This window comes from Dehalococcoidia bacterium, from assembly GCA_035310145.1.
Lineage (GTDB): Bacteria > Chloroflexota > Dehalococcoidia > CAUJGQ01 > CAUJGQ01 > CALFMN01.
This window is the reverse complement of record DATGEL010000092.1, coordinates 1-13,327: the sequence shown is the minus strand read 5'-3', so window position 1 is coordinate 13,327 and position 13,327 is coordinate 1. Positions and strand designations below refer to the sequence as shown.

The window sequence follows — 13,327 nt, the reverse complement described above, 5'->3', positions numbered from 1 at the left end:
GCCTACGCGAGCGGCGGCTCCAGCGGCGGCACGGGTGTCGCGATCGCGGCCAATTTCGGCGCCGTCGGCATCGGCACGGACACCGGCGGCAGCGTGCGTGCGCCGGCGTCGATCAACAATCTCGCCGGCATCCGCCCGACGGTCGGGCTGGTGAGCCGCACCGGCATGGCGCCGCTCGACAGTCAGCGCGACACGCCAGGCCCGATGGGGCGCACGGTCGAGGACGTGGCGCGGCTGCTCGACGTGCTCGCCGGCGTCGATCCGGCCGACCCGCGCACCGCCGCGGCGGCGGGGGAGATCCCGCCAAGTTACGCCGCCTTCCTCGACAGGGACGGGCTGCAGGGCGGCCGCATCGGCGTCTTCCAGCAGACCCTCACGAGTCCGGCCGGCGCCGATCCCCGCGTCCTCGACCTGTTCAGGCGAGCGACCGCGGATCTGCGCGCCGCGGGCGCGGAGATCGTCGAGGACTTCACCGTGCCCGGCTTCGAGCAGTTTCCGATCCCGCCGCAGACCGTCGCGCGCTCGAAGGCAGACTGGGAAGCGTTCTTCGCCTACGAGGGGCAGACGTTTCCCGTCAAGACCGTCGCCGAGTTGCGCGACGCGCCGGGCGGTACGCGCGTGCACCCGTTGCACCAGCCGCGGGTCGCCGAAATCGCCGCAGTGACGCTGCCGCCGGAGGAAGACCCGCAGACCGTGCAGGGCCGCAAAGACGAGCAGATGTACCGCGAGGCGTTCGGCGCCGCCATGGACGCCGCCGGCGTCGATGCGCTCGTCTTCCCCGTTTGGACCTATCCGCCGGCGCTCAACGGCGACCGCGGCCAGACGCCGCGCGGCCCGCTGACGAACATCGGCAGCGCCACCCAGTGGCCGGTCGTTGTCGTGCCGATGGGCTTCGTCGGCGAGGAGCTGCCGATCGGCATGCAGATCTTCGGCCGGCCCTGGAGCGAAGGCCGGCTGATCAGCTTTGCCTACGCCTACGAGCAGCGCACCCACCATCGCCGGCCGCCGCGCAGCGCTCCGCCCCTCACCGGCGCGCTCAGCGCCGCTGAGTGATGCCGCTGCCGCCGTCGAGCGTGTAACACATGCCGGTCACCCATTCGGCCTCGTCGCTGGCGAGGTGCACGGCGATCTGCGCCACGTCTTCCGGCGTGCCGATGCGCCCCAGCGGCGTGGAGCGGCGGTAGCGCTCGCGCAGCTCGTCTGCTGAACGGCCCTGGGCACTGCCGCGTTGCTCGATGATGCTCTGCAGCATGGGCGTGTCGATCGCGCCGGGGCAGATCGCGTTGACGCGGATGCGCTGCGCCGCGTGGTCGAGCGCCATGCACTTGGTCATGCCGACTACGGCGTGCTTGCTGGCGTGGTAGAGCACGCCGCCCGCGGCGCCGGCGAGCCCGGCCAGCGAGGCGAGGTTGACGATGCTGCCGCCGCCCGCCGCGGCGATGCGCGGCAGCGCGTGCTTGCTGCACAAAAAGACGCCGGTCACGTTCACCGCCATCAGCTGCTCCCAGTCGGCGGGGCTCAGCGTCTCGACCGTGCCGGACTTCCAGATGCCGGCGTTATTGACGAGAATGTCCAGCCGGCCGAAGGCATCGGCGGCGCTCTGCATCAGGCGGGCACAGTCGGCGTCGCGGGTTACGTCTGCCGGCTGGGCGCGGGCGGCGTCGCCCAGGTCCGCCACGCTGGCCTTCGCCGCGGCTTCGTTGAGGTCCGCGGCCAGCACGCGGGCGCCTTCGGCCACAAAGGCCCGCGCGATCGCCCGGCCGTTGCCGGAGCCGGCGCCCGTGACCACCGCGACTTTGCCGGCGAGCCGGTTCATGCTGCCCCTCCTGTGCGCACGCGTTTCGCCGGGCAGCGTAGCACAGTGGGTTGTGCCGCAGGTGCGCGGCGGTCCGCGAGTGCGGATAATTGGGCGGCGCCAACTCGGCGCGGGAGCAGCGCAATCATGGCCGAAGAGCGGTTCACCGTCGTGCACACGCGGGCCGGCCCGGGCGAAGATCTCTCCGTCGAGGAGGCGATGCTGGGCGCGATCGGCGCCCGCGTGGTGCGCGCCGGGCGGCTGGCGGACGAAGATGCCCTGATCGCGGCGGTGAAGGACGCCGACGCGCTGATCGTGGTGGGCGAGTACATCACCGAGCGCGTGGCGGCAGCGATGCCGCGCTGCCAGGTCGTCGTGCGCACGGGGGTCGGCTACGACACGCTCGACCTTCCCGGCATGACGAAGCACGGCGTGCTGGCCGTTAACCTGCCGGAGATCTGGACGGACGAGGTCGCCAACCAGGCGTTGGCGCTGCTGCTCGCCGCGAACCGCCGCGTGCTGGAGCTCGATAAGAGCGTGCGCGCCGGCGGCTGGCGCGGCTTTTCGCAGGCGCACATCGGGCCAATCACGGGCGAGACGGCGGGCATCGTTGGCTGCGGGCGGATCGGCACGGCCTTCGCGCGGCGCTGCCTGGCGCTGGGCATGCGCGTGCTCGCCTACGATCCGTACCTCGACGCGCCGCCGGCAGGTGCGCTCGAAGTGCAGCTCGTGGACGAGCTGGACACGCTGCTCTCAGAGAGCGACTACATCTCGATCCACTGCCTGCTCAACGACGAGACGCGCCACCTGATCGGCGAGGCGCAGCTCAAGCGGATGCGGCCGCGGGCGGTGCTGATCAACACCGCGCGCGGGGCCGTGGTGGACGAGGCGGCGCTGATCCGTGCCCTGCAGGAGGGCTGGATCGGCGGCGCCGGCATCGACGCCTATGAAACCGAGCCGCCGAAGGCGGACAGCCCGCTGCTGACGATGGGCAACGTCGTGCTCAGCCCGCACAACGGCTTCTACTCGGACGCCTCGATCGCGCGCATGCACCGCCGCGTCTCCGAGGAGATCATCGCCACCTTGCAGGGCGGCTGGCCCGACAACCCGCTGAACCCGGAACTCAAGGACCACCCCAAGCACGCGCACCGGCCGAAGCCGTAGCGTCCTACGGCCTCGCCACGTTGAAGCCCGCCTGACCGACGGTGACCACGTCGCCCAGGCGACGGCGCAGCGCGGCCACGACGGGGCGCTCATAGCCCTCCGCCAGCCAGGCCGGCGCCCAGCCGCGCTCGTGCAGCAGCGCATAGGCGGCGGGGCGCGTCTTCGCGCCGGCGCCGCCGTCGTCGCGGAAGGTCGAGACGACCACGCTATCCACGGCGCCGTCGAGCAGCGCGGCCAGGCCGTCGGGATCGCAGGGCAGCAGTGGCGCCACACTGGCGATCGTGGGGATGCCAGCCTCGCGAACCGCGCGGACCGCGGCCACGCGCGCGGCGATCGGGGCGCAGGCCGGCTCCAGCGCCCGGCGCACCTCTTCGCGGTCGGTGGTGATGCTCATGCCCACCAGCACGCTGCTTCCCAGCCGCCGCAAGAGGTCGATGTCGCGCGTCACCAGCGGCGAGCGTGTTTGCAGGAAGAGCAGCGCCGGCGGATTGGCCGCCAGCACTTCGAGACAGGCGCGGGTGATGCCGGCGTGCTTCTCCTGCGGTTGATAGGGGTCGGTCACGGAAGACATGAAGATGCGGGCGCCGGCGAGCTTGCCCCGCGCCGCCGCCTTCGCCAGCAGCGCCGCGGCGTTCGTCTTCGCCTGCAGCCAGCGGCCCCACCGCTCGCGCTCGGCCGTGTCGTAGACCCAGCTCGCCGCGTAGCAGTAGCCGCAGCCGAAGGCGCAGCCGCGGTAGGGGTTCAGCGAGTAGTCGAAGCTGTCGAGGAAGCCGCCCGTCTTCGTCAGGATCGAGCGGGCCTGCACCTCGGCGACGGCTGGCATGGGTTGCGACTCCGCAGCCTCAGAGGGCGGCGGACACGCGCCCGCCGCCCCAGCCGGCCACTTTGCTTAGTCTACGACCGTGAAGAGCTGCCGTTCGCCGCTCTCCACCGCGCCGGACCAAGCGGCGAACCACTGCTGAAAGGCATCCGAGCCGTACATCGCTTCCTCGCGCCCGCGCAGGGACACGAACGTTGCCAGGTCCTCATACGTCTGCTCAACCACCACGGTGAACATCGCGCCGCTGGAATCGACGAGAATGCGCGCCGGCGCCAGGCCGTTCTGTGGCGCCAGCTCGGCATTGAAGTGTTTGAACGCCGCCACCACGGTGTCGCCCTGCCCGAACTTCGCCCGGAACGTCAATCGCTCGACGATCATGGCCACCCTCCGTCTCTTCGATGCCGTCTCGGTCTCTCCGCCCGCTGCCGCGGGCCGTCGCGGGGAGTGGGGTTCCCCATCGTAAGCCGGCCGTTACGGTTTGGCAACGTAGAGGCTGTTGAACGGGTTCTCCAGCGGCACGCGTTCCACGCTCCCGAAACCAGCCTCTTTGCACAGCGCCTGCAGCGTCGGCTCCGGCAGACCAGTCGTGCCGAGCCCCTCGCCGCCGCCCGCCAGTGAGCTGGTCATGCAGTAGAGGACCGAGAAGCCGTAGAAGAGGGCGCCCAACGGCCCGGCGTTCTCCTCCAGCCGCTCCGAGCAGTTGATCTCCAGGCAGAGGTAGAGGCCGTTCGGCTTGAGCGCGTGGCGAATTGACCGCAGCAGACCGCGCGGGTCGACCGCATCGTGGACCACGTCGAAGGTGGTGATCAGATCGTACTGCTCGGGAAGACCATGAGCCGCGTCGAGCTGGACGAAGGTCACCCGGTCGGCCACGCCGGCGGCGGTCGCGTTCGCCGTCGCCCGGGCGATCGTCGGCCCGTGCATGTCGTAGCCCGTATAGCGCGCCGACGGATACGCCTGTGCCAGCGCGGTGAGTGCCTTGCCGCGGCCGCAACCCACGTCGGCCACGCGACAGCCACGCTCGAGCTTCGCTTGAGCCGCGGGCACCGTCGGCAGCCAGACGGGCAGCAGCAGATTTTCGAACCAGCCGGCGGTAAAGCGCTCGATGCCCTCATAAAAGTCGTCACCGTACGCGCTCTGAGGCACGCCGCCCCCGCGGCGGAACGCCTCGATCACGTGCGGGACCACGGGCAGGGCGCCGAGGATCTCCTGGTGCACGCCGCCGAAGAAGACCGGCCCCGTCTCCTGCGCCAGCACCGGCGCGTGCTCGGGCGGTAGGGTGAAGCGGCCGCTCGTTGGGTCGTACTCCAGGTAACCAGCGCTGGCCATGCCGCCGAGCCACTCGCGGGCGTAGCGCTCGTTCGTACCCGTGCGTGAGGCCAGCTCGGCGCTCGTCGCGGGGCCGTGCGCGGCCAGATTTTTGAAGAGGCCAAGCCGATCGCCGATGGCGGCTAGCACGGTTGTCATCAGGCCGCTCGTATCACCCAGCGCCTTCCCCACAAATGCTTCCAGCTTAACCTGATCGATCGCCGCTTCGGTAGTCACCTCGCCGCTCCTTCACGCCGGAGGCGGAATTCCGCGCCGCCCGGCAAGCAGCAGCGTAGGGCAGCGCCGCTCCCACGCCATGCGTACTGGTACGTGTAACTGGAGCGGTCGAGTACGCGATTCTGCACGAGTCGGACGGGTAGCGGCGCTGCCTAGGCCTCCACCAAACCGTGGCGCAAGGCGTAGGCGGTCGCCGTGGCGCGGGCGGCGCGGCCAGCGGCGCCGATCTTGGCGTAAATGTTGGCGATGTGCCCCTCGACGGTGCGCTCGCTCAGTACGAGCGTCTGCGCGATCGCGCGGTTGTCGTGCCCGCCGGCGAGGAGACGCAGCACCTCGGCCTCGCGCGGGCTGAGCCCGTCCGGTAGCAGCGATCGAGCCAGCGGTTCGGCCGTGCGCGGCGCCTCGGGCAGCAGCGCCAGGGCGCCGCGCAGGAACGTCGCGCGCAGCTCCGCGGACAGCGGCGCCGCCAGCTCGTCGATCAGCCTTCGCGCGGTACTGAAGGCCGTGCGGGCCGCGGCGCGGTGGCCAGCAGCCCAGTGCACGCGGCCGGCGGCGGCCAGAATGCGCCAGAGCAGTGGCCGCAAACCCAGCGTCGCGGCGGTCGCCTCGGCCTCCGCCAGCGCGGCGGCTGCTTCAGGCAAGCGGTTGAGCGCCGCCAGCACCTCGCCACGCAGCAGGCAGAGCCGCGGGATCGGGGTCTCCTGGGCGTGGGGCGCCGACGCGATCAGCCGCTCGACCGTGTGCAGCGCCCGCTCCGGCTCACCGCGGGCCAGCGCCAGCGCGGCGCGACCGAGCCGGACGGGCCGTCCACCGACCGTCTCCACGAGCTGATCGGCGCCCAGCGCTGCGTCCAGCACGGCCTCGGCTCGTGCCAGCTCGCCCGCCGCAACGCAGGCCAGGCCAAGCTGCCCCGCGGAGATACGCAGCCAGATCAGCGAGCCGATCTCGTTCGCAAGCGTCACGGCCTGTTCGAGCTGCCACAGCGCGGCCGGCAGATCCAGCAGGTCGAGGCTCAGCGCGCCGAGCACGTAGTGTGCGCCGGTGCGCCACTGCCCGTGCCCCATCTCCTCCGCGATTGTGAGTGCCTCCCGCGCGAGCGACAGCGCCGTCGCGTATTGACCCCGTACGCCGAGCGATTGGGCGAGCATGAACAGCGCGAACGGTTCGTCGCTGCGCAGGCCATTGGCCCGTGCGATGGCGAGCGCCTCGCGCGCCGGGCGGGTGTACTCGGCGTCCGGAAAGGCGGCGGGCACCATCGTTGCCGTTTCGTACGTGTGATCGCAGGCTTGCCGCATCGTCAGGCAGGTGACCAGGGCCGTGCGGTCGTCCTCCGCGCGGAACAGTGCCGCGGCCTCGTCGAGGCAGGTGGCCGCATGGGGCAAATCGGCGTTGCCGGTCTGCGTCAGACCGATCAGATCGAGCGTCTCGGCGATGCCACGCCGATCGTCCAGCCCGGTGAAGATCGCCAGCGCCTCCTCGTGGTAGGGCAGCCCCAGCCACGGCTCATCGAGGTTCACGTGCCAGTTGCCCAGGCGGTTGAGGCTGTGCCCCAGCGTCGCCGGGTCGTCCAGCTCGCGGGCGAGTGCCAGGGCGCGACGGAAAAACTCGCCCGTGCGGCCGTAGTTGCGCGAGGACCAGAGGAAGCCGAGGTCGATCAGCGCCTGCCATTCGGCCCGACGGTCGGCCCCGCGCACCGCCACATCGAGCGCCGCCTCGAGATCGGTGAGGGCGAGGTCGAACTCGCCCAACGTCTCGTGTGCCCGGCCGCGGGCGCGGTAGAGCGCAGCCGCCGGTGTGCTGCCGAGCCGGCGGGCCGCCTCGATCGCGCGGGAAAACTGCTCGACGGCGGCGCGCGGGGCGTGCAGCGCCTGTGCCCGCTCGCCGGCACGGCGGCCGTACTCCAGCGCCTCCGCCCAGCGCTCGGCCAGCGTGCAGTGGTAGGCCAGGTCCGCCAGACGTTCTTCCCCGGCGGCCGGCGCGTGCTGCAAGAGTGCCGCGGCGACGCGGCCGTGCAGGGCGCGACGCTCGCGCACCAGCAGCTCCGCGGCCACAGCCTGCTGTGTCAGCGCGTGGCGAAAGGCGAAACGGTCGCCCGACTCCTCGACGATCAGATGCGCGGCGATCAGCTCGCGCAGCGCCTGCAGCAACTCGCGCTCGCCGCTGCCAGTCAGCTCCTGCAGCAGGGCGAAGTCGACGCGCCGGCCGGCCACCGCGGCAAGCAGCAGCACCTCGCGCGCCGGCCCGCTCAGATCGCCTACACGACGACGCACCATGGCCTGGATCGATCGTGGTACTGCCGGCTGCTCCGCGGCGCCGATCGTCGGCCATCCCGAACGCGCCTCATGCACGGTCTCTTCGCGCACAAGCGCCTCGCGCAGGATCTCTTCGATGAAGAACGGGTTCCCTTCGCTCAGGTCGTAGATCTGATCGAGTATGGCAGCGCGTGGCGGGCCAGCATCGCCCCGCACGGCGCGGACCATCGCCGCGGTCTCGGCCGGCGTGAGCGGCGCCAGCCCTAACTCGTCGGCCAGGCGCAGCCGCTTCACGTCCGCGAGCAGCGCCGCGAGTGCGGGCGGCGCCTCGTGGGTGCGGCAGGTGAGGAGTAGCAGGATCGGCTGTGCCTCGATCCGGCGGATCAGCGTTGGCAGGAACTCCAGGCTCGTCTCGTCGCTCCAGTGCAGATCCTCCAGCGCGACGAGTAATGGCTGCCGGGCTGCTTGCCGGGTGAAGAACTCGACCAGCGCCTGGAAGAGGCGTCGCCTCTCTTGCTCGGCGCCGAGCAACGGAAGCGGCGCCACGCCGGGCAGCCGTGCCGTCAGCTCGGGCATAAGCGCAACCAGTTCCGGCGCGGTGGGGCCCAATAGTTGAGCCAGATCATCCGGCCCGAGGCCGGTGCAGACGCCGCGCAGCAGGTCGAGCAGCGGCGCATATGGCAATGAGCGATCGTGGGTGAAGCAGTTGCCCGTCAGCGTGTGGAAGCCATGTGCGACGGCCTCGTCCGCGGCCTCGGTAACGAGGCGCGACTTGCCGATGCCCGCCTCGCCGCTGAGTAACAGACCGCCACCCGTGCCGTTGCAGGCCGCGGCCAGCCGGGCGCGCAGCACCGACAGTTCGCGGATGCGCCCAACGAGCGGTGTGAAGCCGTCCAGTCGCGGCATCGGCTCTTCCAAGGAGGTAGACGATCACGGCCCGACGCCGCAGAGTATACGCTGCTCAGCCACCGGGTCGTGTGGCGGCCATGGTGAGCCTCCGGCATCGGCGCGGAGGGCGGCAGACGCGGGCGGCGGGCCCATGCCCGCCGCCCGCGTGCGCTGCGATCAGTCTACAACCGGGAGCACCTGCCGCTCGCCGGCGCTTGCCGGCGGGGTCCGGTTCAGGCGTGGGCGCGCTCCTCCCGCTGGAGCAGCCATTCGCCGGCGGTGGCGAAGGCGTTGGGCGCGATCAGCGCGTGGTGGGTGAGCGTGTTGATATCGCGGAAGCAGCGCGAGAGGCGGCTGGACTCGAAGATCGAGGTGCCGCCGGCCGCATGGTACACGGCGTTCACGACCTCGATCGCGCTCTCGGCGGCGTGGGCCGCGGCCAGCCGGCAGTGCAGGACCATGGGCGGTGTGTCCTCCGATGCCGACACAATCTCACGCGCCGTCGCGAAGAGATAGGAGCGCGCCGCGCACAGCAGCGCCTCGGCTCGCCCCACGCGATCGTGCACGATCGGCTGGTCGGCCAGGCGGCTCGTCGCGAGCAGCGGCGTCTTCGTGGCCGCGAGGGCGGTGAAGGATTCGATCGCATCGCGGGCCACGCCCAGCCCGATCGCCGCCAGGTGCAGCGGCCCCATCTCCATGAACGGGCGTGGATAGCCGAGACCGGGCCGCGGCGCAGGGCCGCGGAAGAAGTCCTGGTAGGCGAAGCTGCGCTCGGCGGGCACGAAGACGCCGGAGACGGCGTAATCGTGACTGCCCGTGGCGCGCATACCGACCGTGCGCCAGGTGTCGCTGATCGTGCCCTCCGCGGCGGGAAAGACGAAGATCTGACGCACCGGGGCGCCGTCCAGGCCGAGCTCGGGCTGCTCGCCGTCGAAGACCACGCCGCCGACGATGATCAGGTTCGCGTTCTGGCAGCCGCTGACGAAGCTCCAGCCGCCGCTCAGTTCAAAGCCGCCGTCAACGCGGCGGGCGCGGCCGCGCGGCGCGAAGCTGCCGGCGATCACCGCATCGCCGCGTTCGAAGATCGCCCGCGCCGCGGCTTCCGGCAGGTAGTCGCTGAACAGCGGCGAAATCATGGCGAAGGTGAGGTTCCAGCCAGTGCTGCCGTCCTGGCGAGCAAACTCTTCCCCGACCGTCAACGCCTCTTCGAGGTCCGCCTGCCCTCCACCGAGGGCGCGCGGCAGCAGCATCCGCTGGAAGCCGGCGGCGCAGGCGGCGTCGAAGATCGGCCGCGGCAGCCGGCGCTCGCGATCGCCTTCGTCGCGGCACTGCTCGACGATCGGCGCGAGGCTCCGCGCCTTTTCCAGCCAGCCGTTGGCCATAGTTCCACGATTCATCTTGAGGCGCCTTTCGAGTACTGCATGTCGATTCGTCCTCGGGCCAGCATCGGCACTGTCGGTGCCGGCCGCCGGATACGCTGTCTCACACCTACTTGAACCGGCAGCGAGTCCAAATTGGCGCATCTGCGCGCGGCCCGCGTCTGTCCGCCGCTACGCCGGGACCGCCTCGATCACCGGGAAATCGGTGACGGTTGGGACAACCCGCCTCAGCCGAAAGCCGCCGCGCTCCAGCAGCGTGCGGTATTCCAGCTCGGTCCGCCGGCGCGCCTCGCCCACCATCGCCATCATGCGCAGGTCCAGGCTGGCGACGACCGGCGTCAGCGCGCCAGGTACGGCGGTCGCCTCCACCAGCAGGAGCCGGCCGCGTCCGTCCATCGCCCGGTGGCAGTTGGCAAGGATGGAAAGCGACTCTGCATCTCCCCAGTCGTGAATGACGCTGGCGAGCATGTACGCGTCGCCGCCATCCGGCACGGCCTGGAACATGTCGCCGCCGACCACGCTGCAGCGCTCGGCCACGCCGCCGTTTTCCAGCGTGGCGCCGGCCGTGGCCACGACGGCCGGCAGGTCAAACAGCACGCCACGCATGGCCGGGTGCGCCCGCAGCACGGCCACGAGCAGGTTGCCGTAGCCGCCGCCGACATCGACCAGCGTCTGCGCGCCGGCGAACTCGTACGCCGCCGCCACGGCGGCGTCTCGCTGGGCGCGCAACGTTGTCAGCGCCTGGTTGAAGAGGGCGGCGGCGTCCGGGTGATCCGCAAGGTAGGAGAAGACTTTCACGCCGTGGGCGCGTTGGAACGGGTCGCAGCCGGAGCGGATGGCCGCGGCCAGGTGACGGTACGGCTCCTGGAACCAGGGCTCGGCAAAGAAGACCGCGGCCGCCCGCAAGGAATGCGGATGGTCGTCGCGCAGCAGATCGGACCGCGGCGTCGGCCCAAAACGGCCGGGCGTCTCTTCTATGAGCACGCCGAACGCGGTGAGATAGCGTAGCAGCCGCTCGAGTCAGGGCTCATGCGCCCCGGTCGCTTTGGCGCGGTCGTGGGCGGTGGCCGGACCCGCGGCCATCAGGTCGGCGGATACCGAGCTCGGCCACCGCCCGCAGCGCCGCGGTCACCTCAAACCCGCTGATCAGCCCCAGCAGCGCGGCGCTTGCCTGGGCTTCCGTCTCCGACTGCGCCGTGGTCTCGCTCATCGCCAGTCCCCTCCCTCGTCGAACACGTCGCTACGTACGTGAACGGGCGCGGGGCACCGATTGGGGCAGGCCCCAGGCGTCGGTTGCGGCCACAGCCGCACCTGCCGCTTGCGTGCATGCACGGCTTCGTGATCGGCGTCGCTGGAAGGCACGCGCTGACGATTCGCCGGCGCCCTGACACGGCTGCCGCCAGGCTCAGCGGTGTGCTACTGTGCGGCCGACCATGCCCGATCACGTTTTGCGGAGGCGGCCATGCTGGAACCGTATCGCGTGCTGGATCTCGCCGACGACGGCGCCCTGATCTGCGGCCAGATCCTGGCCGACCTCGGCGCCGACGTGATCGCGGTTGAGCCGCCGGGCGGCCGCAACGCCCGCCGCGCCGGCCCCTTCGCCGGCGACGTGCCGGACCCGGAGCGCAGCCTCTACTGGTGGGCGCTCTCGCGCAACAAGCGCGGCGTCACGCTGGATGTCGAAAGCACGGAGGGGAAGGAACAGCTGCGCCAGCTCGTGCGCGGCGCGGATGTGTTGGTGGAGTCGTATGCGCCGGGCTACCTCGACGGGCTCGGCCTGGGGCATGCGACGCTTGCGGCGCTCAATCCGGGCCTCGTGCACGTCTCGATCACGCCCTTCGGCAGCAGCGGACCGAAGGCGGGCCGGGCCGCCACCGACCTCACGGCGCTCGCAGCTTCGGGCGTGCTGCTGATCACCGGCGATGCCGACCGGCCGCCCTGCCGCGTTGTCGTGCCGCAGGCCTTCCTGCACGCGGGCGCCGACGCGGCCACGGCGGCGCTGATCGCGCTCATCGCCCGGGCACGCGACGGTCTTGGTCAGCACGTCGACTGCTCGGCGCAGGCCTCGGCGATGATGGCCACGCAGTCCGCGATTCTGTGCCATGGCTGGAACTCAAACCCGGTGAGCCGCGCCGGCGGCGGGCTGAAGATCGGTCCCTACGATCTGCGCTTCGTCTACCCGGCGAAAGACGGCTTCGTCTCGGTTACGTTTCTGTTCGGCGGTCTGCTCGGCCCCTTCACCGCGCGGCTGCTGGCCTGGATGTGCGAAGAGGGCTTCGTGGACGAGGCCACGCGCGACAAGGACTGGATCGGCTACACGGTGCTGCTGCTCAACGGCCAGGAGCCGGTGAGCGAGCTGCACCGCGTGGCGGCCGCGATCGAGCGTTTTACGCGCACGCGCACCAAGGCCGAGCTGTTCGCCGAAGCGCAGCGCCGCCACCTGCTGATCGTGCCGATCGCCACCACCGCCGACCTCGTGCACGGCGCTCAGCTCAACGCCCGCGACTTCTGGCAACCGGGCGCAGGGAACCAGGGAACTGGGAACCGTACAAACGCTCCCCTCTCCATCGCAGATCGCGCTCCGCGCGATGGCAAGCCATGGAGAGGGGCCGGGGGTGAGGCCACGCCTGAGGCCGCCGTCTATCCCGGCCCCTTCGCCAAATTCAGCGCCACGCCGATCCAGTACCGCCGCGCCGCCCCACGCCTGGGCGAGCACAACGCCGAGATCTTCTCTAACCAACCAACACCGCAGCCTCCCCCTCTCCAGTTTCTGGAGAGGGGGCCGGGGGGTGAGGCCGCCGCCCTCGCCGGCCTCAAGATCCTCGACTTCACCTGGGTTTTCGCCGGGCCGATGGGCGTGCGGCCGTTGGCGGACTACGGCGCCACCGTCGTGCACGTCGAGAGCGCCGTGCGCCCCGATATCCTGCGCACCAACGTGCCCTTCAAAGACAACGTGCCCGGCATCGAACGCGGCGGCGGCTACGCCAACGTCAGCGCCGGCAAGCTCGGCCTCACGCTCAACCTCTCGAAGGCGGAGGCGCTCGCCGTGGTGCGCCGGCTCGTCGCCTGGGCCGATGTCGTCGTCGAAAACTTCTCACCGAAGGCGATGCGCAACTGGGGACTGGATTACGCCGCGCTGCGGCAGATCAACCCGGAGATCATCATGGTCTCCACCTGCCTCAACGGCCAGACAGGGCCGGAGGCAGGTCTCGCCGGCTTCGGCACGATGGGCGCGATGATCGCCGGCTTCGGTGAGCTGGCAGGCTGGCCGGACAAAGACCCGGCCGGTCCCTTCCTCGCCTACACCGACTACGTCTCGCCACGCTACATCGCCAGCGCCATCCTCGCCGCGCTCGACCACCGCCGCCGCACCGGCGAAGGGCAGTACATCGACCTCTCCCAGGTCGAGGCGGCGCTGCACTTCCTCACCCCCGCGCTGCTCGACTACACCGTCAACGGCCGCATCACGCGCCGTGCCGGCAAC

General features: G+C 71.1%; 11 protein-coding genes. 3 read left to right on the top strand and 8 right to left on the bottom strand.

The annotated features are described in order from the left end of the window. Positions 1–1,053: amidase family protein (locus VKV26_16970; GenBank protein HLZ71597.1), on the top strand; the 1,053-nt coding region annotated here is incomplete at its 5' end. Here VKV26_16970 and VKV26_16965 read toward each other — a convergent pair. Further along, a complete protein-coding gene (locus VKV26_16965) occupies positions 1,037–1,816 on the bottom strand; it encodes an SDR family oxidoreductase (protein ID HLZ71596.1) in 780 nt (259 codons plus the stop codon). The two genes, VKV26_16970 and VKV26_16965, sit on opposite strands and share 17 nt — an antisense overlap. A gap of 126 nt (positions 1,817–1,942) precedes the next feature. Between VKV26_16965 and VKV26_16960 the strand changes: the two genes are divergently transcribed. After that, positions 1,943–2,959 carry a C-terminal binding protein gene (locus VKV26_16960; protein ID HLZ71595.1) on the top strand — a complete coding sequence of 339 codons (1,017 nt, stop codon included), beginning with the start codon at positions 1,943–1,945 and terminating at the stop codon, positions 2,957–2,959. A 4-nt stretch (positions 2,960–2,963) separates the two neighbouring features. Here the strand turns inward: VKV26_16960 and VKV26_16955 are convergent, their stop codons facing one another. The 7 genes from VKV26_16955 to VKV26_16925 all read right to left on the bottom strand — a co-directional run bounded on the left by VKV26_16955 (position 2,964) and on the right by VKV26_16925 (position 11,053). Beyond that, positions 2,964–3,782, bottom strand: a complete 819-nt coding sequence (locus VKV26_16955; GenBank protein ID HLZ71594.1) for a radical SAM protein — start codon at positions 3,780–3,782, stop codon at positions 2,964–2,966. Positions 3,783–3,848: 66 nt separating this feature from the next. Then, entirely contained in the window at positions 3,849–4,157 is a 309-nt protein-coding gene (locus tag VKV26_16950) for a hypothetical protein (protein ID HLZ71593.1), read from the bottom strand. 93 nt (positions 4,158–4,250) lie between these two features. Continuing rightward, positions 4,251–5,324, bottom strand: a complete 1,074-nt coding sequence (locus VKV26_16945) for a class I SAM-dependent methyltransferase (protein HLZ71592.1) — start codon at positions 5,322–5,324, stop codon at positions 4,251–4,253. 152 nt (positions 5,325–5,476) lie between these two features. Next, entirely contained in the window at positions 5,477–8,482 is a 3,006-nt protein-coding gene (locus VKV26_16940; protein ID HLZ71591.1) for an AAA family ATPase, read from the bottom strand. 215 nt (positions 8,483–8,697) lie between these two features. Next, a complete protein-coding gene (locus VKV26_16935; protein HLZ71590.1) occupies positions 8,698–9,861 on the bottom strand; it encodes an acyl-CoA dehydrogenase family protein in 1,164 nt (387 codons plus the stop codon). A 153-nt stretch (positions 9,862–10,014) separates the two neighbouring features. Beyond that, complete coding sequence (locus VKV26_16930) at positions 10,015–10,827, bottom strand: methyltransferase (protein HLZ71589.1); 813 nt, start codon at positions 10,825–10,827, stop codon at positions 10,015–10,017. Positions 10,828–10,870: 43 nt separating this feature from the next. Next, on the bottom strand, positions 10,871–11,053 hold the full coding sequence (locus VKV26_16925; GenBank protein HLZ71588.1) for a hypothetical protein: 183 nt from the start codon (positions 11,051–11,053) through the stop codon (positions 10,871–10,873). A 252-nt stretch (positions 11,054–11,305) separates the two neighbouring features. On the opposite strand from VKV26_16925, the gene VKV26_16920 reads away from it, so the two are divergent. Further along, on the top strand, positions 11,306–13,327 hold a 2,022-nt coding region (locus VKV26_16920), incomplete at its 3' end, for a CoA transferase (GenBank protein ID HLZ71587.1).

Excerpts from the sequence above, each read along its gene's own strand:
- VKV26_16940 (HLZ71591.1), bottom strand. The coding sequence starts at position 8,482 with ATGCCGCGACTGGACGGCTTCACACCGCTCGTTGGGCGCATCCGCGAA.
- VKV26_16925 (HLZ71588.1), bottom strand. The coding sequence starts at position 11,053 with ATGAGCGAGACCACGGCGCAGTCGGAGACGGAAGCCCAGGCAAGCGCC.
- VKV26_16935 (HLZ71590.1), bottom strand. The coding sequence starts at position 9,861 with ATGAATCGTGGAACTATGGCCAACGGCTGGCTGGAAAAGGCGCGGAGC.
- VKV26_16965 (HLZ71596.1), bottom strand. The coding sequence starts at position 1,816 with ATGAACCGGCTCGCCGGCAAAGTCGCGGTGGTCACGGGCGCCGGCTCC.
- VKV26_16960 (HLZ71595.1), top strand. The coding sequence starts at position 1,943 with ATGGCCGAAGAGCGGTTCACCGTCGTGCACACGCGGGCCGGCCCGGGC.
- VKV26_16950 (HLZ71593.1), bottom strand. The coding sequence starts at position 4,157 with ATGATCGTCGAGCGATTGACGTTCCGGGCGAAGTTCGGGCAGGGCGAC.
- VKV26_16955 (HLZ71594.1), bottom strand. The coding sequence starts at position 3,782 with ATGCCAGCCGTCGCCGAGGTGCAGGCCCGCTCGATCCTGACGAAGACG.